Below are 21,953 nucleotides of genomic sequence, written 5' to 3'. Positions count from 1 at the left end.
GGGTCTCACAGCTTCCCGCCCCGCCCGCCCTCGCGCCGCGCGGGCGCGATGAGCGTCGAGAGGTAGGGCAGCGGCTCCCCGCCCAGCTCGGCGGCCGGCCGGATCGACTCCTCCGCCAGCCCGAGCGCCGACCCCCACACCGCGTCCCCGATCCGCCCGGTCTCCCGCAGCGCCTCGGCGACCTCGGCGGCCTGCCGACCGAACTTGTAGGCCACGACCGTCCCCGGCCCGGCCAGCGCGTCCTTCAGCACGGCCGACCCGGCGGTGACGGGCACGAGCGTGAGCGGCTCGGTGCCCTCGGTGAGCACCGCCCCGGACCGCGCGGCCAGATCCTGCATCGCCGTGATCCCGGGCACGGTGTCCACGACGGTCCCCGGCACCAGCTCCGCGACGGTCTGCGCGAGATACGTGAAGGTGGAGTACACGTTCGGGTCACCGATGGTGGCGAAGGCGACGGTCCCGTGCTGCCGCAGCAGCCCGGCCACCCGCTCCCCGGCCGCGTCCCAGGCGGCCTCCCGCCGCGCCCGGTCGCTGCGCTCGTTGAGCGCGAACACGACCCGGACGACCTTCTCCTGCGGCACGTAGTGCAGCACGGTCGCCTCGGCCCGCCCGCGCTCGCCCGTGTCCATGACGGGGACGACGACGACCTCGGCGGCCCGCAGCGCGTTGACGCCCTTCACGGTCACCAGCTCCGGATCCCCGGGACCCACCCCGACTCCGATCAGCCTGCTGCTCTCGCTCATGACGTCCGGCACCTCTCCACGAACCTACGGGCCACACCGGGCTCGGCCGCCCAGTGCGTGTGCAGATAACTCGCGTGCACACCTTGTTGTACGAAGCCTTCGACCCGTCGCTCGGGGGCGCGTACGCCCCACGCGGGGTCCGCCCCCGCTCCGGGCTCGACGACGGTCCGGTGAAACTCGTGCCCGCGCATCCGCGTCCCGGCCACGGCCAGCACACTGTCGCTCACGGCGACGGCGTCCCGGTAGCCGAGGGTGAGCCGTTCCGTCATCCGCGCGGTGGCGTCCAGCACGCCGCACATCGGCTGCCCGTCCAGCTCCCGGCACAGATACAGCAGTCCGGCGCACTCGGCGGCGACGGGAGCCCCGGACTCCGCCAGCGCGGCGACGGCCTTGCGCAACGGCTCGTTGGCGGACAGCTCGGCGGCGTACACCTCGGGGAACCCGCCCCCGATGACGAGTCCGGCGGTGCCCTCCGGGAGGGACTCGTCCCGCAGGGGATCGAAGGTGACGACCTCGGCTCCGGCGGCGGTCAGGAGCTCGACGTGCTCGGCATAGGAAAAGGTGAAGGCGGCCCCACCGGCAACGGCGACGACCGGCTTGCGTTCTTTGTCGGCTCGCTTCTCACCCAACCGAGACGGGTGGTTGTGGGTGGGCAAACCGGGGGTCCAGGGGGCAGAGCCCCCTGGTACGGGACCGGCAGCACGGGCGAGGGCTTCCAACGCGGCGAGGTCACACCCGTCGGAGACCTGCGCGGCCATGGAAGCAACCGCCTCGACCGCAGCTCCGCGCCGTTCGGCAACAGGAACCAACCCGAGGTGCCGAGAAGGCGTCGACATCTGCGGAGCACGCCGCAAGGCGCCCAGCACCGGCACCCCGGAGGAGTCCAGCGCCTCCCGCAGCAGCGCCTCGTGCCGGTCCGACGCGACCTTGTTCAGGATCACGCCTCCCACCCGGACCTCGGGATCCCAGGAGGCGAACCCGTGCACCAGCGCCGCCACCGACCGCGACTGCGACGAGGCGTCCACGACGAGCACGACCGGCGCCCGCAGCAGCTTCGCGACATGGGCGGTGGACGCCAGTTCGCCTTCCCCGGCGGCCCCGTCGTACAGGCCCATCACACCCTCGACGACCGCGAGGTCACATCCCCGCGCCCCGTGCAGGAACAGCGGAGCGACGAGCTCCGGCCCGCACAGGTACGCGTCGAGGTTCCGTCCCACGCGCCCGGTCGCGAGCGCGTGATACCCGGGGTCGATGTAGTCCGGCCCGACCTTGTGCGGGGACACGGCGAGCCCCCGCGCGGCGAACGCGGCCATCAGCCCCGTGGCGACGGTGGTCTTGCCGCTGCCCGAGGAGGGCGCGGCGATGACCAGCCGTGGGACGGACGACATCACCACTCGATGCCCCTCTGGCCCTTCTGGCCCGCGTCCATGGGGTGCTTGACCTTGGACATGTCGGTCACGAGATCGGCGAAGTCGACGAGCTTCTCGGGGGCGTTCCGCCCGGTGATGACGACATGCTGGGTACCGGGCCGGTCCCGCAGCACGGAGATCACCTCGTCCGTGTCCACCCACCCCCAGTGCATGGGGTACGCGAACTCGTCGAGCACGTACAGCTTGTACGTCTCGGCGGCGAGGTCCCGCTTGACCTGCTCCCAGCCCTCCCGGGCCTTCTCCTCGTTGTCCATCTGAGCGTCCCGCTGGACCCACGACCAGCCCTCGCCCATCTTGTGCCAGTCGACGGACCCGCCCTCGCCGGACGCCCCCAGCACCCGCAGCGCGTTCTCCTCGCCGACCTTCCACTTGGCCGACTTGACGAACTGGAACACCCCGATGGGCCACCCCTGGTTCCAGGCCCGCAGGGCGAGCCCGAACGCGGCGGTCGACTTGCCCTTGCCGATGCCGGTGTGCACCACCACGAGCGGCCGGTTACGACGCTGCCGGGTCGTCAGTCCGTCGTCCGGCACGACACTCGGCTGTCCCTGCGGCATTACGCGGCCCTCCTCGAACGACCCTGTACGTCCTTCACCAGCCCGGCGATCGACTCCGCCCGCAACTCGTCGAGCGTCACCGCCGTGCCTCCCAGCTCACCCGCGAGCTGCCCGGCGAGCCCCAGTCGCACCGGCCCCGACTCGCAGTCCACGACCACCGACGCCACGCCCTCGGCGGCGAACAGCCGCGCCGCCCGCCCCGCGAGCGCCACGGGCTCCGTCCCACCGGTGGCCCGCCCGTCCGTCACCACGACGACCAGTGCCCGCCGCGCCGGATCCCGCAGCCGCTCCACCCGCAGCACGTCGTGCGCCTTCAGCAGCCCGGCGGCGAGCGGCGTACGCCCCCCGGTGGGCAGCGACTCCAGCCGGGCGGCGGCCGCGTCCACCGACGAGGTCGGCGGCAACGCGACATCGGCGGCCGCGCCCCGGAACGTCACCAGCCCGACCTTGTCCCGCCGCTGATAGGCGTCAAGGAGCAGGGACAGAACAGCGCCCTTGACGGCACTCATCCGCTGCCGGGCCGCCATCGATCCGGAGGCGTCGACCACGAACAGCACGAGGTTCCCCTCACGCCCCTCCCGCGTCGCCTGCCGCAGATCGTCCCGCCGCACCACGAGCCCCGGTCCCGAGCGCCCCCGCGCCCGCTGGTGCGGCGCGGCGGCCTGCACGGTCGCCGCCAGGTGCAGCTTGGTGAGCGTCCCCCGGGGCCGCCGGGCCCCGGTGGTCCGCCCGTGCTCGGTCCGCGCCCGCGAGCGCCGCCCGGCGGCACCCTCACCGATCCCGGGGACGCTCAGCACCTTGGTACGGAACGGCTCGGAGGCCCGTACGGGGGACTGCTCGCCCGCACCGGACGCCTGCGGCTCCCCGCCCTCCCCGGCCTCGGGGCGCGCACCGGAGCCACCGTCGGCCCGCGGCCCCTCGGACGGCGGCTGCCCGCCACCCCCGCCGGGCCCGTCCGGGCCGGGATCCGGGTCCTCGTCGTCCGCCCCGCTGAACTCCTCCAGCGTCTGGTCGAGCTTGTCCTCGTCGAGCCCCGGCGCGTCGAAGGGATTGCGGCGCCTGCGGTGCGGCAGCGCGAGCAGCGCCGCCTGCCGCACGTCCTCCGCGAGGACGTCCGTCCGCCCGGCCCAGGCGGCCAGCGCGGTGGCCGTGCGCGCCATCACGATGTCGGCCCGCATGCCGTCCACCTCGAACGCCGCGCAGGTCGCCGCGATCTGCCGCAGCGCCCCGTCGCCCAGCCGCACCGACGGCAACAGCTCCCGCGCCGCCACGATCCGTGCCCGTACGGCGGACTCCTCGTCCGCCCACCGCTCGGCGAAACCCGCGGGATCGTCGTCGTAGGCCAGCCGGCGCCGGACGACCTCCACCCGCTGGTCGGGTTCGCGCGAGGCGGCCACCTCCACGGTCAGCCCGAACCGGTCGAGCAGCTGCGGCCGCAGCTCGCCCTCCTCGGGGTTCATGGTCCCGACGAGCAGGAAACGCGCGGCATGCCGTACGGAGACACCCTCGCGCTCGACGTACGACGCGCCCATCGCCGCCGCGTCCAGCAGCAGGTCGACCAGGTGGTCGTGGAGGAGGTTGACCTCGTCGACGTACAGGATCCCGCGGTGCGCGTCGGCGAGCAGGCCGGGCTCGAAGGCCCTGACGCCCTCGGCCAGCGCCCGCTCGATGTCGAGCGCGCCCACCAGCCGGTCCTCCGAGGCACCCACCGGCAGCTCGACCATCCGCGCGGGCCGTGTCTCGAACGCCCCCGGCTCGTGCGGCCCGTCCGGGCACGCCGGGTCGGGGGAGCCGGGGTCGCAGGAGAACCGGCAGCCGGAGACGACGTCCAGGGTCGGCATGAGCGCCGAAAGAGCGCGGACGGCCGTCGACTTGGCGGTGCCCTTCTCGCCACGCACCAGCACCCCGCCGACCGCCGGCGACACGGCGTTCAGCAGCAGCGCGAGCCGCAGGTCGTCCTGGCCGACGACGGCCGTAAAGGGGAAGGGGGTGGTCACTGGTCGCCCTCCAAGTCGCCTTCCAGCTCCAGGTAGGTGGCCCGCAGCCGCTCGAGCGTGTCGGCGTCCGGCTCGGCCCACAGCCCGCGATCGGCGGCCTCCAGGAGCCGCTCGGTGATACCCCGCAGGGCCCACGGGTTGGACTTCTTCATGAAGTCCCGGTTCTCCGCGTCGAAGACGTACTCGGCGCTGAGCTTCTCGTACATCCAGTCGTCGACCACGCCCGCCGTCGCGTCGTAGCCGAACAGGTAGTCGACGGTCGCCGCCATCTCGAAGGCGCCCTTGTAGCCGTGCCGGCGCATGGCCGCCATCCAGCGCGGGTTGACCACCCGGGCGCGGAACACACGGTGCGTCTCCTCGCCCAGCGTGCGGGTCCTCACCTGGTCCGGTACGGCGGAATCACCCACGTACGCCTCGGGGTTGGCGCCCGTCAGGTGCCGCACCATGGCGACCATGCCGCCGTGGTACTGGAAGTAGTCGTCGGCGTCGACGAGGTCGTGCTCGCGCGTGTCGACGTTCTTGGCGGCGACGGCGATCCGCTTGAACGCGGTCTCCATGTCCCCGCGCGCCGCCCGCCCGTCGAGCCCCCGCCCGTAGGCGTAGCCGCCCCAGACGGCGTACACCTCGGCGAGGTCGGCGTCCGAGCGCCAGTTGCGGGCGTCGATCAGCGGCAGCAGACCGGCGCCGTACGCCCCCGGCTTGGACCCGAAGATCCGGGCCGTCGCCCGCCGCCGGTCGCCGTGCTCGGCGGTGTCCGCGTCGGCGTGGGCGCGCACATGGTTCTGGTCGGCGGGCTCGTCCAGCTCGGCGACCTCGCGCACGGCGTCGTCGATCAGCCCGACCACGTGCGGGAACGCGTCCCGGAAGAAGCCGGAGATGCGCACGGTGACGTCGATGCGCGGCCGGCCCAGCTCGGCGAGCGGGACCACCTCGAAGCCCGTCACCCGGCGCGAGGCGTCGTCCCAGACGGGACGGCAGCCCAGCAGCGCCAGGATCTCCGCGATGTCGTCGCCCTGCGTACGCATGGCCGACGTACCCCAGACCGTCAGGCCCACCGACTTCGGGTACTCGCCCGTGTCCTGCAGATACCGCTGGACGAGCGAGTCGGCGAGCGACTGCCCGACCTCCCAGCTCAGCCTGGACGGGATGGCCTTGGGGTCGACGGAGTAGAAGTTGCGGCCGGTCGGGAGGACGTTGACCAGACCCCGGGTGGGCGAGCCGGAGGGGCCGGCCGGGACGTAACCGCCGTCGAGGGCCTTGAGGATGTGGCCGATCTCGTCGGTGGTCTTCGCGAGGCGAGGCACGACCTCGGTGCAGGCGAACTCCAACACGGCGACGCCGTCCGGGAGTTCCACACCGAGCACCCCGCGCAGGACGGCCGGGACGACCGAGACGTCCCAGTCCCGCGCCTCCATCCCCTCCGCGACCCGCCGGCACAGCTGCTCCAGCAGGTCGATCGCGTCGGCGGCCGTGCGCGACGGACCCTCGACGAGGTCGGAGAGCTCCACCGGCACCTTCACCGGCGCGCCCGGCTCGGCCAGCAGTTCCTTCTCGACCAGCCCGAAATGGGCCGCGAAGGACGCCCGCAGCCCCGGCAGGGCATTCGCCTGCCCGCCCCACACCTGAGAGGCGCGCAGGACGGCGAGCACGAGGTTCACGCGCGGCTCGCCGACCGGACCGCCGCCGAGGATGTGCAGCCCGTCGCGGATCTGCACGTCCTTGATCTCGCACAGATAGCCGTCGATGTGCATGACGAACTCGTCGAAGTCGGCGTCCTCCGGCTGCTCGTCCACATGCAGGTCGTGGTGGAGCTCGGCCGCCTTCACCAGCGTCCAGATCTGCGCCCGGACGGCCGGTGCCTTCGTCGGGTCCAGGTCGGAGACGAGCGCGTACTCGTCGAGGAGCTGCTCCAGCTTCGCCAGGTCGCCGTACGTGTCCGCGCGCGCCATCGGCGGCACCAGGTGGTCGACGACGGTGGCGTGCCCGCGCCGCTTGGCCTGGGTGCCCTCGCCGGGGTCGTTGACGATGAAGGGGTAGATCAGCGGCAGGTCACCGAGGACGGCGTCCGGCGCGCAACCCCCGCTCAGCCCAAGCCCCTTGCCCGGCAGCCACTCCATCGTGCCGTGCTTGCCCATGTGGACGACGGCGTCGGCGCCGAAGCTGTTGTCGAGCCACCGGTACGCGGCCATGTAGTGGTGCGATGGAGGCATGTCCGGGTCGTGGTAGATCGCGATCGGGTTCTCCCCGAAGCCGCGCGGCGGCTGGATCATGACGACGACGTTCCCGAACTGGAGAGACGCCAGCACGACGTCGTCCCCGTCGACGTACAGCGAACCCGGCGGTTCGCCCCACGCCTCCAGCATCGCGTCCCGCAACGACGGGTCCAGCTTGTCGAACCACGCCCGGTAGTCGGCGAGCGGCACCCGCGCGGGCGCGGCGGCCAACTGCTCCTCGGTGAGCCACTCGACGTCGTGCCCACCGGCGTTGATGAGCCGGTGGATCAACTCGTCGCCGTTGTCGGGGTACTCGGTGAGCGCGTAGCCCGCCTGAGACAGCGCGTCCAGCACCCGCACCGCCGAAGCGGGCGTGTCCAGCCCCACCGCGTTGCCGACCCGCGAATGCTTGGTCGGATACGCGGTGAACACCAGCGCCAGCTTCTTCTCCGCGTTCGGCTTGTGCCTCAACTTCGCGTGCCGTACGGCGATTCCGGCGACCCGAGCGGCCCGCTCCGGGTCGGCCACGTACACCGGGACGTCGTCCGGCCCCTGCTCCTTGAAGGAGAACGGCACGGTGATCAGCCGCCCGTCGAACTCCGGGATCGCGACCTGCATCGCCGCGTCCATGGGGGAGAGCGCGGCGTCCGAATCGTCCCAGGCCGCCTTGGACGACGTAAGACAAAGCCCTTGCAGCACCGGCACGTTGAGATCGGCGAGCGCCCCGATGTCCCAGGCCTCCTCGTCCCCGCCCGCCGAGGCCTGCGAGGCGTGGGTGCCACCGGCGGCGAGGACGGTGGCGACGAGGGCGTCCGTCTTCCCCAGGATCCCGTACAGCTCGGGGTCGGCGCCGCGCAGCGAACCGCAGTACACGGGAAGGGCGTTGGCGCCGCCCGCCTCGATGGCATCGCAGAGGGTGTCCACAAAGGCGGTGTTGCCGCTGAGTTCATGGGCCCGGTAGAAGAGCACGCCGACGGTGGGTCGGCCTTCCTCGTAGGCATACGAGCCGTGGACGCCGTACTCCGGCATCTTCTGCGGCTCGACGAACCCCTCGCCCGTCAGCAGCACGGTGTCGGAGAGGAACCGCGCCAGCTCGGTCAGGTTGGCGGGCCCGCCCTCGACGAGATACCGGAGCGCCTCCGCGACGACACCCGCCGGCACCGACGACTCGGCCATCAGCTCGGCGTCCGGCACGGTCTCGCCGCCCAGCAGCACGGTCGGGATCCCGGACGCCTTCAGCGCGGCAAGCCCGTCCTCCCAGGCCCGCTTCCCGCCGAGCAGTCGTACGACGGCGATGTCGGCGCCGTCGAGGAGACCGGGCAGCTCGTCCGTGACGTCGACGCGGGTGGGGTTGCCGATCCGGTAGCCGGCGCCGGAAGCGGCCCGGGCCGCCAGCAGATCGGTGTCGGCGGTCGACAACAACAACACTGTGCTCATGCGGGCGCTCCCGGTGGAATGAAAGGCAGTCCTTGCGGCGCGCCCGACTCGATGAGCCGCCAGAGCGCGTCCGTGTCCGCGTGCTGTTCGATCAGGTCGCCGAGCCGGTCGAGCTGCTCCTCGCGCAGCGCGGCGAAGGAGGTGTCGGCGGCCGGCACGAACCGGCGGCCCGCGGCGGCCGCCACCTCGCGCAGGAACGCCCGCCGGAAGCCGTCCGACTCCAGCGAGCCGTGCCAGTGCGTCCCCCAGGTCTGCCCGACCCGGCAGCCGTCCAGGCTGTGTCCTTTGTCATCAGAGATGAACGCGTCCCCTCCATGGACGTCGGCGACCCCGTGATGGATCTCGTACCCCTCGACCCGCTCGCCGAGGGCCTCGCCCACCGGCCGGGTGAGGGTCTTCTCCCGGGCGAACCGCACCCGGACGGGAAGGACACCGAGCCCTTCCACCTGCCCCTGCCGGCTCTCGACCTCGTCCTCGATGTGCTCGCCGAGGATCTGGAAGCCGCCGCAGATGCCGAGGACCGGCCGCCCCTCGGCGGCCCGCTGCCTCAGGGCGTCCGCCAGCCCGCGCTCCCGCAGCCACTCCAGCGCCCGTACGGTCCCCCGGGTCCCCGGGATCACGACGAGGTCGGCGTCGGCGAGCTCCTCGGGGCGGTCCACGAACCGCACGACGACACCGGGTTCGGCGGCGAGGGCGTCCACGTCCGTGAAGTTGGACATCAGTGGGATCGCGCACACGGCCACCCGCAGCACGTCGTCGCCCACGGGCGGGGAGACGTTCGACTCCCGCACGGTCCCGCGCAGGGAGACCCTCAGCCCGTCCTCCTCGTCGATCCCCAGCCCGTGCCGGAACGGCAGGACACCGTAGGTCCGCCGTCCGGTGAGCCCGTGCAGCATGTCGAGCCCCGGTTCGAGGAGCGATACGTCCCCCCGGAACTTGTTGACGAGGAACCCGGCGACGAGTGCCTGGTCCTCGGGGGAGAGGAGCGCGACGGTCCCGAAGAACGAGGCGAACACGCCCCCGCGGTCGATGTCGCCGACGACGAGCACGGGGAGCCCGGCGTTCCGGGCGATCCCCATGTTGACGATGTCGGTCCGCCGGAGATTGATCTCGGCGGGCGAACCGGCCCCCTCACAGATCACCGCGTCATACGTGCCCCGCAACTCGGCGAGACAGTCGAGAACGGTCCCGAGAAGCCGCTGCTGCCGCCCCCCGTGATACCCACGGGCACTCAGCTCCCCGACCGGCTTCCCGAGCAGCACGACCTGACTGCTCTGCTCACCGCCGGGCTTGAGCAGCACCGGATTCATGAGAGCCGTCGGCTCGACGCGACAGGCCTGCGCCTGCATCGCCTGGGCCCGCCCGATCTCGGCCCCTTCCTTCGTCACGAACGAATTGAGGGACATGTTCTGCGCCTTGAAGGGCGCGACCTTCACCCCCTGCCGCACCAGCCACCGGCAGATCCCGGCGGTGACGACACTCTTGCCGGCGTCGGAGGTGGTGCCGGCGACGAGGAGACCCCCGCTCATGACCTGTTCCCCCTTGCGATGAGGCGCCCGGCGACAGCCACGCCGAGCGCGAGCAGACCGACGCGCCGGGAGAGCCGTACGGCCCGCTCGATGTCGCCCGTGGCGACCGCGCGTCCTTCCCCGTTGAGCACGGGCCGGTGCTCGACCCGGCCGCCGTACGACAGCGTCCCGCCCAGCCGCACCCCGAGGGCCCCCGCGAACGAGGCCTCGACGGGACCGGCGTTGGGGCTGGGATGCCTGCGCGCGTCCGCCCGCCAGGCCCGTACGGCACCCCGGGGATCGTCCCCGGCCGCGGTGGCGAGTACGGCGGTCAGCCGCGCCCCCGGCCACCCGGCGAGGTCGTCGAGCCGGGCGGAGGCCCACCCGAACCGCCGATGGCGGGCGGACTTGTGCCCCACCATGGCGTCCAGCGTGTTGACGGCCCGGAACCCGAGCAGCCCCGGCACCCCGCCCACGGCACCCCACACCAGCGCCCCCACGACGGCGTCGGAGGTGTTCTCGGCGACGGACTCCACGACCGCCCGCGCGATCCCGTCGGCGTCGAGCGCCTGCGGATCCCGCCCGCACAGATGCGGCAACCGGGCCCGCGCGCCCTCGACGTTCCCCGCTTCGAGGGCCCGCCCGATGGTTCGGGCCTCGCGGGCCAGCGAGGTCCCGCCGACCACGGCCCAGGTGGCGGCGGCGGTGAGAGAGACGGAGACGGCGGGGGAGCGGCGTACGGCCTTCTCGGCGACGGCCCCCAGGGCCACCGCGCCACCGGCACACAGGGCGGTGTGCAGCGCGCCCCACCCCCGGTGGTCCCGCCACAGCACCCGCTCCACGGCACCGGCGGCCCGCCCGAACACGGCGACCGGATGCCCCCGGCGAGGATCACCGAGGAGCGCGTCACCGAGGAGGCCGAGGGCGGCGCCGTACGCGAAGACGCGATCGGCACGCATCGGCTCAGCCGGCCGCGGGATCGGGCAGCGAACCGGTGCTGTACCTCAACGGCCGAGCGAGCATGGCGATATGTCCTCACTCAGGGTGTCCACGCCCTGGTTCGACGAGACCGGCGGTGAGAGTTCCTGGCTCCCGGGGCTACCTACCCCGGTGACAGTGGCGGGACCGCGCCGGATTCACACCGGCTTCCTCTTCTGCCGCCGTACATGGCTCCGGCAGTCCACCACGCCCCCGGAAGAGCCGTCAACTTGCCGTTGACCTGCAGGGGGAGAGTGTGCAGAACCCCACACGGGGGTGGTGCGCGAGGGCACGGAGAAGGGGTGCGGAACGGCGATCCGTCCCGCACCCCCAGGGTGTTCGAGCAGCTGGGTCAGGCGACGATCAGTGAGATCCCGTACGCCACCGCGGCCGCGCAGGCCGCGAAGCACGCGTACGCGCCCGTGGCCGCGAGGGTGGCGGAGCCGCCCTCCGCGGCCGCCCGCTCCTGGCGGGACAGGCCCATGACGCCGAGGGTGAAGAGGGCCACGAGGGCCACCGTGACCACGAGGCTGACGCCGAAGACGGAGCCCAGGGCCGCCCAGTCGATCTTCATGCTGTTTCTCTTCCTTCGTACCGGGTGGGCGGGCTCAGGCGGCGGGGGCCGTGGGCTCGGCGGTGGCGGCTGCGGCCGGGGACGGGATGGTGGCCGACAGGTCGTCGGTGACCGTGCCCGCCGGAGGCGGGGTGACGGCCGCGATCGCCGTGGTGATCACACCCGGAGGCTCCTCGGTCTCGTTGACGTTCGACGCGTCCACGACCTCGCGGCGGGAGATCTTCCAGATTGCCGCGCTGGAGGCGACGAGGAAGACCGCGACGACCGCCGTGCCCCAGTCGCCCAGGTTGGTGACCGACTCGGCCAGCGCGCCCACCAGGGCGGCCGCCGGGAGGGTCAGACCCCAGGCCACGAACATCCGGGTCGCCGTGGACCAGCGGACCACGCCGCCCTTGCGGCCCAGCCCCGCGCCCATCACCGAACCGGAGACGGAGTGCGTGGTGGAGAGGGAGAAGCCGAGGTGGGAGGAGGCCAGGATGACCGTCGCCGCGCTGGTCTGGGCGGCGAAGCCCTGCTGCGGCTGGAGGTCGGTCAGGCCCTTGCCCATGGTGCGGATGATGCGCCAGCCGCCGAGGTAGGTGCCGAGCGCGATGGCCAGGCCGGCGGAGAGGATGACCCAGGTGGGCGGGTCGGAGTCGGGGGCGACGGCACCGCCGGCGACCAGGGCGAGGGTGATGATGCCCATCGTCTTCTGCGCGTCGTTCGTGCCGTGTGCCAGGGAGACCAGGCCGGCCGAGGCGATCTGGCCCGCGCGGTAGCCCTTCGCCGCGGCCTTGCCGTCGGCCTTCTTGCCGAGGGTGTAGGACAGGCGCGTCGCCAGCATCGCGGCGATGCCCGCGACCAGCGGGGCCGCGATCGCCGGGATCAGGACCTTGGTGACCAGGACGTCACCGTGGACCGCGCCCATGCCCGCGGAGGCGATGGTGGCGCCGATCAGGCCGCCCATGAGGGCGTGGGAGGAACTGGAGGGCAGGCCCACCAGCCAGGTCAGCAGGTTCCAGAGGATCGCGCCGACCAGGGCGGCGAAGATGACCTCGGGACGGATGCCGGTCTCGTCGACGAGACCCTTGGAGATCGTGTTGGCGACCTCCACCGAGAGGAATGCGCCCACAAGGTTGAGCACGGCGGACATGGCCACCGCGACCTTGGGCTTGAGTGCACCGGTCGAGATGGTCGTGGCCATCGCGTTGGCGGTGTCGTGAAAACCGTTCGTGAAATCGAACGCAAGTGCGGTTACCACCACAATCGCGAGGATCAGCGAGAAGTTTTCCATTTACCCAGGCAATCGTTCGAGCGTCATTGGCTCGTTGAAGGTAGGTAACCTGGGTGAACGGAAGGTGAACTGAGTCGGGCATCAAGGTGTCCAAATGTGAGCGCCGCCACTCTGTTCGATACGGCGGCCCAAGCGCCCCTTGGCTAGGCGCCCTTGCTGAACCTCGCCAACTGGTCCGCCGAGCCGTTGAAGAGATTCTGGTCACCCGGAAGGGCGCCCCGATCGGCGTACTGCCAGAAGGTCCACGACGACCATCCGGCGGGCAGTTTCCCCGCGTCGGCCGAGCCGTAACGGGCGATCCACAGTGCGTGATCGGGCGCGAAGTCGGGGCTGCCGCCGGTGCACAGGGTCCACCAGTGCGTGGTCGTGTAGATCACCGGACGGCGGCCGGTCAGCCGGAGCACCTCGTCGCTGAAGGCCCGGATCCAGGCGACCATCGCCACCTTGCTCAGGCCGTAGCACCGGTCCCGTTTGTCGTACGGGTTGTATTCGATGTCCAGGGCGGGCGGCAGCGTCCGGCCGTCGTCGCTCCAGTCGCCGCCGTTGCGTACGAAGAACTCCGCCTGGGCCTTGCCCGAGCCCTTGTCCGGCAGGGCGAAGTGGTACGCGCCGCGCAGCAGCCCGGCGTCCCCGGCCCCGCCGTACTGCTGGGCGAAATAGGGATTGCGGTACGCGGTGGACTCGGTCGCCTTGACGTAGACGAACCCGGCGCCGGCGGCCTGCGCCTTCTCCCAGTCGACGGTCTTCTGGTGGGACGCGACGTCGTGTCCCCTCGGCATCTCGGCCGCCGAGGCCGGTAACCCGGCGAGCGCGGTGCCGGTCGCGGTGAGGGCCGCGGCACAGGCGGCCAGGGCGCCGATGCGGCGACGGGACGGTGGTGTGTGGGCGCGGGCCATGATTCCCCCCGGAACGGCGGCGTGCACGAAAACCACCCAGAGGCTAGGGGAAGGTCCGCCGGGACCGGTGAATGCCGGTCGATCTCCGGCCAATCACCGCAAGAGGGTGATGTATGCCGATATGCGGTCTTTCGGAGGACCGGCTTCCGGCCTACAGTGCCCGCCCCACCGGCCGATCCGCCGACCCCCTGGCAGGATCGGGGTATGGGTGAGCAGCGACGCGACGGACGGGGGACCCGGGAATCCCGGGACGGCACACCGGGTGCGGCCGAGCCGCACCCGCTGCCGGAGGAGGCGCGGGCCTGGGAGGCGCTCGTGGCGACCGCCCGCCGCACGGTCACCGACGGCCTGGTCGTGGGCACCTCCGGCAATGTCTCCGTACGCGTTGGCGACACCGTGCTGGTCACACCGTCGGGAGTGCCCTACGACCGCCTCACCCCGGACGACATCACGGGCGTCGACCTCACCGGCCGTCAGGTGCTCGGCACCCTCGTCCCGACGAGCGAACTCCCCATGCACCTCGCCGTCTACCGCCACACCGACGCCCGCGCCGTCGTCCACACCCACGCCGTGCACGCCACCGCCGTCTCCACGCTCGTCACCGAACTCCCGTCCGTGCACTACATGTCCGGCGCCCTCGGCGGCCCCGTCCGGGTCGCCCCCTACGCCACCTACGGGACCGAGGAGTTGGCCGAGAACACCCTCCGCGCCCTGGCCGACCGCAGCGGCTGCCTCCTGCAGAACCACGGCACCCTCGCCTACGGCACCACCCTCGACCAGGCGTTCGACCGTACGGCCCAACTGGAGTGGATGTGCCGTCTGTGGCTGACGGCCTCCTCCATACCCGGCCGAAACCCGACCCTCCTGACGGAGGCCCAGGTGGCCGAGGCGGGGGAGCGCCTACGGGGCTACGGCCAACGAACCTGAGCACTCCTCTCGAGCCGGCCTTTCCCGGTCGCGACACCGCCCGGTCGCGGCACCGCCCGGTCGCGGCACCGCCCGGCCGCGACGGCGCACCCCGGCGGTGCCGACCCTCCCCGCACCACCCCCCGCGACCCCCGCCGCACCTCACCCCCACCCCCGCCACCACTGGCCGCAATCAGGGATGGCCAGGACACTGGACGGGTGCGCACTGTCACAGCGACGGCCGCCGCCGTCACCGCAGCCCTGGCCGCCGGCGCCGCCAGTGTCGCCGCCGGCCGGTTGGCCAGCGACGCCGCGCTGAAGGCGACGCCCGGCCGGCCTCTGCCCACCGAACCGCGGCTCACCGTGCACGGCACAGCCGCCGGCCAGGTGACCCTCACCCGTCATCTCGCCGCCCTGCGCCCCGGCACCTACGGCCTCTCCGGGGACGGCTCCCACGCGATCGTCGGACCCGTCCTCGCCAACGCCCCGCACTCCGCCGACACGGTCGTACGGCGTCTGGAACGCGTCACGCACGGCTCCCTCGACCCCGGTGACGCGGTCTGGCTCACCCCCAACCTGCACGTCGGCAACCCGCGCGACACCCTCGGCCTCGACCACGAGGACGTCGACGTGCCCGGCGAACTCGGCGCCCTGCCCGCCTGGTTCGTCCCCGCCGCCCGCCGCACCTGGGTCATCGCCGTGCACGGCCTCGGCACCACCCGCGAACACGCCCTGAACCTCCTCGCCTTCCTGCACGGCCGCCGCTTCCCCGTGCTCGCCCTCTCCTACCGCGGCGACCTCGGCGCCCCCCGTCCCACGGACGGCCTGAACCACCTCGGCCAGACCGAGTGGCGCGACCTGGACGCGGCGATGCGCCACGCCGTCCGCCACGGCGCCGAGCGTCTCGTCCTGCTCGGCTGGTCCACCGGCGCCACCATGGCCCTGCGCGCCACGGCCCGCTCCGGACTGCGCGACCTCGTCTCCGGACTCGTGCTGGACTCCCCGGTGCTGAACTGGCAGTCCACCCTGCGCGCCCTCGCCGCCGCCCGGCACACCCCCGGCGTGCTGCTGCCGCTGGCCGTCCGCGCCGCCCAGGGCCGCACCGGTCTGCACGGCGCCGCCGACCACGGCGACGAGATCGCCGACCCGGCCCGGCTGACCGTGCCCACGCTGATCTTCCACGGCCCCGACGACACCGTGGCCCCCTGGGACGTCTCCCGCCGTCTCGCCGCCCGCCGCCCCGATCTGGTCGCCCTCCACACCGTCGAGCAGGCCCCGCACGGCGCCATGTGGAACGCCGACCCCGCGGCCTACGAGGAGGCCCTCCGCCGCTTCCTCACCCCCCTGAGCTGAGCCGGCCCGCGCCGTCCCGCCCCACCGGTCGCGAAGGTTCCGTTTAAGCCCGTACCACTGGCCTGAACCCGCCTCCTCACCGCTCTCCGCACCTCGTGCCTTGGCCAGTCCCGTAGCCCGCCGTGACATTCCGTTTGGGTTTTCGGACCGTCAACCGGAAGACTGCACCCGTGACGTCCCGTATCCCGCGCGACTCCAGGCTTCGACTCGTCCGCCCGCGACCCCTGGCCGCCGCCCCCACAGCTGTGAACCAGCGGCGCCCGCGCCGCCCCGCGCCCCGCCCTCCGGAGGGCACTCCGGCCCCGGCGGAGCTGGCCAGAATGGCACGCTCAGGTCTGGCCGCCGCGGCCCGTGTCGCCCGCTGGGCCGACAACGCCCTCGGCCCCGGCCGTGACGCCGCGACCGCCGACGGCAAGGCCACCCTCTCCGAGGCGACCGCCGACCGCGCCGCCCGCGATCTGGGCCTGACCCTGGATCAGGTCCGCCACGACTGGGACACCGCCCGGCTGGCCGGCCTGGTCGAGGTGCACGGCGACAGCGCCCGCCCCGGCTGGCGGCTGCGCGCCTGGAACCGCGACGACAGCGCCGTCCTGCGCGGCTGGGTCGCCCTCTTCGACGCCTGGTCGCTCGCCACCCCGGAACCCGCCGAAGAGGAGGCCGCCGCCGTCGCCGAGGTCGTCTCGGCCATGCCCCAGGTGCTCTCCTTCCTCCAGTTGTCCGCCGGACCCGTCCCCGTGGACCAGCTCCTGGACCTGCTGCGCCAGCGCGTCACCGAACTGCGCACCGAGCGCTGCGAGGTGCCCTACGTCGCCGACGCGGCCGGCCCCCCGGCCCCCGCTGCCCCCGAGCCCTCCGCCGACGCCGACCCGGCTGAGCCGGCCCGGGACGCCGAACTCGCCCCGCTGCTCGACTGGGCTCTGCACGCCCTCGCCTCCGTGGGCGCTCTCACCTGCGGCGACGGCCAGGCCACCCTCACCCCGCTGGGCAGCTGGGCGGTGTGGGTCAAGCTGGAGCAGATCTGCGTCGCCGCGCAGAGCCCGGCCGGGAACATCGAGCAGGCCGCCGAGGACATGCTCCGCGGCTGCGCCCAGCTCCGCCCCAATGCGGCCCGCGCCGAGTACCGCGCCTGGCTGGCCGCCCGCCCCGTCGGCAGCGCCGTCACCGAGCTGCTGGTCGCCTCCCGCGGCGAGGACGCCCTGCTGCGCGGCCTGGCCTTCGAGGCGCTGCGTGTCGTGGGAGCCCCTGCCGAGCCCGACGTACGCGCCGTCGTCGAGGAGCCGGCGCTCAGGCCGTACGCCCTGCTCTGGCTCGCCGAGCACGACGGCGTCGACCCCGAGGACGCCCACGAGGTGCTCACCCGCGAGGAGGCCACCTGGCTGTGGGTCGACACGGCCGCCGCCGTCGCCGACCACGGCGAGGCCCCCATGCTGGTGCGCCACCTGGAGTCCGCGCTGCAGCCGACCGTGCCCGCGCTGCTGGCCGAGGTCCGCGCCGTCGGACACCCCCGCACCGTGCAGGTGCTGGTGGCGCTCGCCGCCGCGCACCCCGACCCGGCGCTGGCCAAGGCGGTCCGCCGGGCCGCCTTCCAGGTGCACCGGGGAGGCTGACCCCGCCGGGGCGCCTCAGGCCTGTATGTCCGGGGCGTAGGTGCCGAAGCTCCAGATGTTGCCCTCGAGGTCCCGGGCCATGTAGTCGCGGGAGCCGTAGTCCTGGTCCGTCGGGGGCATCAGGATCTCGGCGCCGTGCTCCACGGCCCGTCGGTGGTGTGCGTCGACGTCGTCCACGACGACGTACACCCCGGACGGGCCCGCGTCCTTCATCGCCGTGTCGAAGGTGCCGCCCCGGCCCTTCGAGCCGAGCATCACCGCGCCGTTGCCCTGCACCAGCTCGGCGTGCATCACCGAGCCGTCCTCACCCTCGTACACCGACAGCTCCGTGAACCCGAAGGCCTCCGTGAGCTGGCGGATCGCCGCCTTCGCGTCGGCGTACAGCACCGAGGGGTAGATGCTCGGACGCCCGCTGTTCGTCCCTGCCATGCCGATCACTCCCTTGTGATCACCGCCGGATGTGTCACCCACGGCCCAGTCTGGCAGCGGCCACTGACAACGCCCCTGGCAGAGATCGAACAGCCGAACGCAGAAAAAGTGCTTGCACTGGGCCGTTAGAATGGCTCCATGGCCATTCTCCTCGCGCATTAGACGGCGGGAACGTCCTCAGCCGCCCATCCCGCCACCGACCCCGCACAGGAGTCTGACCGTGATCTCCGCCTCCGGCATCGAGCTGCGCGCCGGTGCCCGCATCCTCATCGAGAGCGCCTCCTTCCGTATCGCCAAGGGCGACCGCATCGGCCTGGTCGGGCGCAACGGCGCGGGCAAGACGACCCTGACCAAGGTCCTGGCGGGCGAGGGCATCCCCGCCGCCGGACAGGTCACCCGCTCCGGCGAGGTCGGCTACCTCCCGCAGGACCCCCGCACCGGCGACCTCGACGTCCTCGCCCGCGACCGCATCCTTGCCGCACGCGGCCTCGACGTACTGATCCGCAAGATGCGCGAGAACGAACAGCGGATCGCGAACGGCCAGGGCGCCACCCGCGACAAGGCGATGAGGCAGTACGAGCGCCAGGAGACGGAGTTCCTCACCAAGGGCGGGTACGCCGCCGAGGCCGAGGCCGCCACCATCGCCGCCGCGCTCAACCTGCCCGACCGGGTGCTCGGCCAGCCCCTGCACACCCTCTCCGGCGGTCAGCGCCGCCGCGTGGAGCTCGCCCGCATCCTGTTCTCCGACGCGGACACCCTCCTGCTCGACGAGCCGACCAACCACCTCGACGCCGACTCGATCGTGTGGCTGCGCGACTACCTCAAGACCTACCGCGGCGGCTTCATCGTGATCAGCCACGACGTCGACCTGGTCGAGACGGTCGTCAACAAGGTGTTCTACCTGGACGCCAACCGCTCCCAGATCGACGTCTACAACATGGGCTGGAAGCTCTACCAGCAGCAGCGCGAGGCCGACGAGAAGCGCCGCAAGCGCGAGCGGCAGAACGCCGAGAAGAAGGCCGCCGCCCTGCACTCGCAGGCCGACAAGATGCGCGCCAAGGCCACCAAGACCGTCGCCGCGCAGAACATGGCCAAGCGCGCCGACCGGCTGCTCGCCGGCCTCGAGGCGGTCCGCGCCTCCGACAAGGTCGCCAAGCTCCGCTTCCCGGAGCCCGCGCCCTGCGGCAAGACCCCGCTGATGGCCGAGGGCCTGTCGAAGTCGTACGGCTCGCTGGAGATCTTCACCGACGTCGACCTCGCCATCGACAAGGGCTCCCGGGTCGTCATCCTCGGTCTCAACGGCGCCGGCAAGACCACCCTGCTGCGGCTGCTGGGCGGCGTGGAGCAGCCCGACACCGGCGAGGTCCGCCCCGGCCACGGCCTCAAGCTCGGGTACTACGCCCAGGAGCACGAGACCCTCGACCCGGAGCGCACGGTCCTGGAGAACATGCGCTCCGCCGCCCCCGACCTGGACCTGGTCGAGGTGCGCAAGGTGCTCGGCTCGTTCCTGTTCTCCGGCGACGACGTCGACAAGCCCGCCGGTGTCCTCTCCGGCGGCGAGAAGACCCGTCTGGCCCTGGCCACGCTGGTGGTGTCGTCCGCGAACGTCCTCCTCCTCGACGAGCCCACCAACAACCTCGATCCCGCCAGCCGTGAGGAGATCCTCGGCGCGCTGCGTACCTACAAGGGCGCGGTCGTCCTCGTCACCCACGACGAGGGCGCCGTGGAGGCGCTCCAGCCCGAGCGGATCATCCTGCTGCCCGACGGCGTCGAGGACCTGTGGGGTGCCGACTACGCGGATCTCGTCGCCCTGGCGTGATCGATTGCGTGATCCACTGATGTGGATCATCCGCCTGGATCATTCGGCCTACCGGTGATCCATCATCTGTGTGAGATCTCCTCGTATCGAGGTGTGTCCTACATCCATTTCGCGGCCGATCCCTTTGTCGACAAGGGGTCGGCCGTCGCGCGTCTCTGACCTGGTATTTCGCACAACAACCCGTTCGGCCCCACGAACACCACCGGGTGGAATCACAGGTTCCACTTGTGGGGACGCGCTCCTGTCGTCAAAACCCTCTCGCACGGACCTTGCCGAATGGGTGGCCATCGGGCCCCGGAGGGGTGATCATGAGGGGACCAGAGCGCACTTCCCATGAGGAGGCACGGGTGGCCGAGACTCTGAAGAAGGGCAGCCGGGTGACCGGCGCCGCGCGCGACAAGCTCGCGGCAGACCTGAAGAAGAAGTACGACTCCGGTGCGAGCATCCGGGCACTGGCCGAGGAAACCGGCCGCTCGTATGGCTTCGTACACCGGATGCTCAGCGAGTCGGGCGTCACGCTGCGTGGGCGTGGCGGCGCGACACGAGGCAAGAAGGCCGCCTCGTCCTGACCCGGGCGGCCCACCGGCTTCGATGGTGCCACCCGGTCGGTCCACCGATCGGCCGGGTGGTTACTGTGCAGTCACTTAGCATCGCTCTGTCGACCGCACGCATCGGAGGCGCCCCATGGCCACGCCCGACCAGGAAATCGTTCCCCTGCTCGACAAGGACGGCGTACGGCTCACCGTCGACGACGCGCTCGCCACGGTGACGCTGGCCAATCCGGCCAAGCGCAATGCGCAGAGCCCCGCGATGTGGCGGGCGCTCGCCGAGGCCGGGCGGCTGCTGCCGGGCTCCGTCCGCGTGGTCGTGCTGCGCGGCGAGGGCAAGTCCTTCTCCGCCGGCCTCGACCGGCAGATGTTCACGCCCGAGGGGATCGAGGGCGAACCGTCCTTCATCGAACTCGCGCGCAGTGACGACGCCGAACTCGACGCCGCCATCGCCGGGTTCCAGGAGGGCTTCACCTGGTGGCGGCGCAACGACGTCGTGTCCATCGCCGCCGTCCAGGGCCATGCCATCGGCGCGGGCTTCCAGCTGGCGCTCGCCTGTGACGTGCGCGTCGTCGCCGACGACGTGCAGTTCGCCATGCGCGAGACCAGCCTCGGCCTCGTACCGGACCTGACGGGCACGCATCCCCTCGTCTCCCTCGTCGGCTACGGCCGTGCGGTCGAGATCTGCCTGACCGGGCGGTCCGTGGGCGCCGAGGAGGCCGTGAACTCCGGGCTCGCGAACATCGTGGTGCCGGTGGAGGAACTCGACGCGACGGCACGGGAACTGGCCGCGGCGGTGGTTGCCGCGCCGCGGGAGGCCGTGATCGAGACGAAGGCGTTGTTGCGCGGCGCCGGGGACCGCACGTACGACGAGCAGCGTGCCGCCGAGCGTGCCGCACAGGCGCGTCGGCTGCGGGACCTCGCCGGCCTGGGCGAGTGAACCCACAGCGGGGTCATCACCTCACGGCCGTCACCAGCACCGTGACCGTCGGGTGATCCGGCAAGGCCCTCGACACCGCCGCGCGGACCTCCCGGGCCACATCCACGGCCCGGTGGTCCGTGCGGACCACGATCTCCACGCGTGCGTGGCGATGCGGTAGCGCGGCGTCCGCGTCCTGGCGCTCCTCCAGACGGACGGCTCGGCCCAGGACGGCGGTCATGCCGGTCACCCCAGGCACGGACAGGGCCGCCTCGGCCGCGCGGGCCTCGTCGCCGGTGAGGGCCGGCCCCGCCGGCGGTACGTCCTGCCGTCGTACGGCTTCCGGCTCCAGGGCTTCGCCGTCGAGCAGGTCCGTCACCCGCAGGTCCACCTCCACCACCGTCAGACCCAGCCGCTCGGCCGCGGCCGAGGCCAGCGCGCCCCGCACGCGTGCCGCCGCCGTCGGCAGTGGCTCGGCCGTCGCCGCCGCGAAGTCCGCCGTCAGCCGGAGCGGCCCTGGCGGCAGAGCGCTCGGAGGAGGCGGTACGACGGGCTCCGGCACGTCCTCCGGATCCGCCAAGGCGAGCCGCAACACCCCGAGCCGTACCCCGGGCAGCCCCCTCACCGCCTCCCTCAGTACACCCTCCGCCGCGCCCTCCGCGATCCACGCGCCGTCGCGCGGGCCGCCCAAGGGGAGGAGCCTGCCCAGGCCCAGCTGATGCCGTACCGCACTCGCCGCACTCGTCGACCCGTTCATTCCTCCAGC

At 72.6% G+C, this 21,953-nt stretch carries 18 protein-coding genes and 1 riboswitch; of the genes, 6 read left to right on the top strand and 12 right to left on the bottom strand.

Annotated features, from left to right (window positions below):
• Positions 1 to 5 precede the first annotated feature (5 nt).
• The 10 genes from cobI to ACIRF9_RS04725 form a co-directional block, all read right to left on the bottom strand.
• Positions 6 to 755 (bottom strand): precorrin-2 C(20)-methyltransferase, encoded by a 750-nt coding sequence (gene cobI, locus ACIRF9_RS04770; protein ID WP_403816361.1) that lies wholly within the window; start codon positions 753 to 755, stop codon positions 6 to 8.
• Positions 740 to 2,131 carry a cobyrinate a,c-diamide synthase gene (locus ACIRF9_RS04765; RefSeq protein ID WP_403816358.1) on the bottom strand — a complete coding sequence of 464 codons (1,392 nt, stop codon included), beginning with the start codon at positions 2,129 to 2,131 and terminating at the stop codon, positions 740 to 742. The genes cobI and ACIRF9_RS04765 overlap by 16 nt, the downstream gene beginning before the upstream one ends.
• Positions 2,131 to 2,730, bottom strand: coding sequence for a cob(I)yrinic acid a,c-diamide adenosyltransferase (gene cobO / locus ACIRF9_RS04760; protein WP_381431947.1), 600 nt, complete (start codon positions 2,728 to 2,730; stop codon positions 2,131 to 2,133). The genes ACIRF9_RS04765 and cobO overlap by 1 nt, the downstream gene beginning before the upstream one ends.
• Positions 2,730 to 4,727: a putative cobaltochelatase gene (locus ACIRF9_RS04755; RefSeq protein ID WP_403816355.1), complete on the bottom strand. Its 1,998-nt coding sequence runs from the start codon at positions 4,725 to 4,727 to the stop codon at positions 2,730 to 2,732. Before ACIRF9_RS04755 ends, cobO begins: the two co-directional genes overlap by 1 nt.
• Positions 4,724 to 8,377, bottom strand: a complete 3,654-nt coding sequence (gene cobN, locus ACIRF9_RS04750; RefSeq protein ID WP_403816352.1) for a cobaltochelatase subunit CobN — start codon at positions 8,375 to 8,377, stop codon at positions 4,724 to 4,726. The genes ACIRF9_RS04755 and cobN overlap by 4 nt, the downstream gene beginning before the upstream one ends.
• Entirely contained in the window at positions 8,374 to 9,906 is a 1,533-nt protein-coding gene (locus tag ACIRF9_RS04745; protein ID WP_403816349.1) for a cobyric acid synthase, read from the bottom strand. The genes cobN and ACIRF9_RS04745 overlap by 4 nt, the downstream gene beginning before the upstream one ends.
• Entirely contained in the window at positions 9,903 to 10,844 is a 942-nt protein-coding gene (locus ACIRF9_RS04740; RefSeq protein WP_403816346.1) for a cobalamin biosynthesis protein, read from the bottom strand. Before ACIRF9_RS04740 ends, ACIRF9_RS04745 begins: the two co-directional genes overlap by 4 nt.
• A 99-nt stretch (positions 10,845 to 10,943) precedes the next feature.
• Positions 10,944 to 11,086, bottom strand: a riboswitch (cobalamin riboswitch).
• A 129-nt stretch (positions 11,087 to 11,215) separates the two neighbouring features.
• The gene (locus ACIRF9_RS04735; RefSeq protein ID WP_403816343.1) at positions 11,216 to 11,437 is read right to left on the bottom strand and encodes a hypothetical protein; all 222 of its coding nucleotides are present in this window, start codon (positions 11,435 to 11,437) and stop codon (positions 11,216 to 11,218) included.
• 34 nt (positions 11,438 to 11,471) lie between these two features.
• Positions 11,472 to 12,710, bottom strand: coding sequence for an anion permease (locus tag ACIRF9_RS04730; RefSeq protein WP_403816340.1), 1,239 nt, complete (start codon positions 12,708 to 12,710; stop codon positions 11,472 to 11,474).
• A 143-nt stretch (positions 12,711 to 12,853) separates the two neighbouring features.
• Positions 12,854 to 13,606 (bottom strand): lysozyme, encoded by a 753-nt coding sequence (locus tag ACIRF9_RS04725; protein ID WP_403816337.1) that lies wholly within the window; start codon positions 13,604 to 13,606, stop codon positions 12,854 to 12,856.
• 204 nt (positions 13,607 to 13,810) lie between these two features.
• On the opposite strand from ACIRF9_RS04725, the gene ACIRF9_RS04720 reads away from it, so the two are divergent.
• From ACIRF9_RS04720 to ACIRF9_RS04710, 3 genes are all read left to right on the top strand, one after another.
• Positions 13,811 to 14,533: a class II aldolase/adducin family protein gene (locus ACIRF9_RS04720; RefSeq protein WP_403816334.1), complete on the top strand. Its 723-nt coding sequence runs from the start codon at positions 13,811 to 13,813 to the stop codon at positions 14,531 to 14,533.
• Positions 14,534 to 14,731: 198 nt separating this feature from the next.
• Positions 14,732 to 15,865, top strand: coding sequence for an alpha/beta hydrolase (locus tag ACIRF9_RS04715; RefSeq protein ID WP_403816331.1), 1,134 nt, complete (start codon positions 14,732 to 14,734; stop codon positions 15,863 to 15,865).
• 170 nt (positions 15,866 to 16,035) lie between these two features.
• A complete protein-coding gene (locus tag ACIRF9_RS04710) occupies positions 16,036 to 17,472 on the top strand; it encodes a hypothetical protein (protein WP_403816328.1) in 1,437 nt (478 codons plus the stop codon).
• Positions 17,473 to 17,487: 15 nt separating this feature from the next.
• Here the strand turns inward: ACIRF9_RS04710 and ACIRF9_RS04705 are convergent, their stop codons facing one another.
• Positions 17,488 to 17,901 carry a VOC family protein gene (locus ACIRF9_RS04705; protein WP_403816325.1) on the bottom strand — a complete coding sequence of 138 codons (414 nt, stop codon included), beginning with the start codon at positions 17,899 to 17,901 and terminating at the stop codon, positions 17,488 to 17,490.
• A 220-nt stretch (positions 17,902 to 18,121) separates the two neighbouring features.
• Between ACIRF9_RS04705 and abc-f the strand changes: the two genes are divergently transcribed.
• From abc-f to ACIRF9_RS04690, 3 genes are all read left to right on the top strand, one after another.
• Positions 18,122 to 19,720, top strand: a complete 1,599-nt coding sequence (abc-f, locus tag ACIRF9_RS04700; protein WP_403816322.1) for a ribosomal protection-like ABC-F family protein — start codon at positions 18,122 to 18,124, stop codon at positions 19,718 to 19,720.
• A gap of 347 nt (positions 19,721 to 20,067) precedes the next feature.
• Positions 20,068 to 20,289: a helix-turn-helix domain-containing protein gene (locus ACIRF9_RS04695; protein ID WP_004002281.1), complete on the top strand. Its 222-nt coding sequence runs from the start codon at positions 20,068 to 20,070 to the stop codon at positions 20,287 to 20,289.
• A 115-nt stretch (positions 20,290 to 20,404) separates the two neighbouring features.
• Complete coding sequence (locus tag ACIRF9_RS04690) at positions 20,405 to 21,208, top strand: enoyl-CoA hydratase/isomerase family protein (RefSeq protein ID WP_403816319.1); 804 nt, start codon at positions 20,405 to 20,407, stop codon at positions 21,206 to 21,208.
• A 16-nt stretch (positions 21,209 to 21,224) separates the two neighbouring features.
• Here the strand turns inward: ACIRF9_RS04690 and ACIRF9_RS04685 are convergent, their stop codons facing one another.
• Positions 21,225 to 21,944, bottom strand: a complete 720-nt coding sequence (locus ACIRF9_RS04685) for a nucleopolyhedrovirus P10 family protein (protein WP_403816316.1) — start codon at positions 21,942 to 21,944, stop codon at positions 21,225 to 21,227.
• Positions 21,945 to 21,953 lie beyond the last annotated feature (9 nt).

The organism is Streptomyces sp. NPDC096132, from assembly GCF_044763345.1.
Classification (GTDB): Bacteria; Actinomycetota; Actinomycetes; order Streptomycetales; family Streptomycetaceae; genus Streptomyces.
This window is presented reverse-complemented; position numbering and strand designations above follow the sequence as displayed.

Coding starts and splice junctions, on each gene's coding strand:
- ACIRF9_RS04720 (WP_403816334.1), top strand. CDS start 13,811: ATGGGTGAGCAGCGACGCGACGGACGGGGGACCCGGGAATCCCGGGAC.
- ACIRF9_RS04735 (WP_403816343.1), bottom strand. CDS start 11,437: ATGAAGATCGACTGGGCGGCCCTGGGCTCCGTCTTCGGCGTCAGCCTC.
- ACIRF9_RS04765 (WP_403816358.1), bottom strand. CDS start 2,131: ATGTCGTCCGTCCCACGGCTGGTCATCGCCGCGCCCTCCTCGGGCAGC.
- ACIRF9_RS04685 (WP_403816316.1), bottom strand. CDS start 21,944: ATGAACGGGTCGACGAGTGCGGCGAGTGCGGTACGGCATCAGCTGGGC.
- cobN (WP_403816352.1), bottom strand. CDS start 8,377: ATGAGCACAGTGTTGTTGTTGTCGACCGCCGACACCGATCTGCTGGCG.
- ACIRF9_RS04730 (WP_403816340.1), bottom strand. CDS start 12,710: ATGGAAAACTTCTCGCTGATCCTCGCGATTGTGGTGGTAACCGCACTT.
- ACIRF9_RS04740 (WP_403816346.1), bottom strand. CDS start 10,844: ATGCGTGCCGATCGCGTCTTCGCGTACGGCGCCGCCCTCGGCCTCCTC.
- ACIRF9_RS04745 (WP_403816349.1), bottom strand. CDS start 9,906: ATGAGCGGGGGTCTCCTCGTCGCCGGCACCACCTCCGACGCCGGCAAG.
- cobO (WP_381431947.1), bottom strand. CDS start 2,730: ATGCCGCAGGGACAGCCGAGTGTCGTGCCGGACGACGGACTGACGACC.
- ACIRF9_RS04705 (WP_403816325.1), bottom strand. CDS start 17,901: ATGGCAGGGACGAACAGCGGGCGTCCGAGCATCTACCCCTCGGTGCTG.
- ACIRF9_RS04690 (WP_403816319.1), top strand. CDS start 20,405: ATGGCCACGCCCGACCAGGAAATCGTTCCCCTGCTCGACAAGGACGGC.
- ACIRF9_RS04725 (WP_403816337.1), bottom strand. CDS start 13,606: ATGGCCCGCGCCCACACACCACCGTCCCGTCGCCGCATCGGCGCCCTG.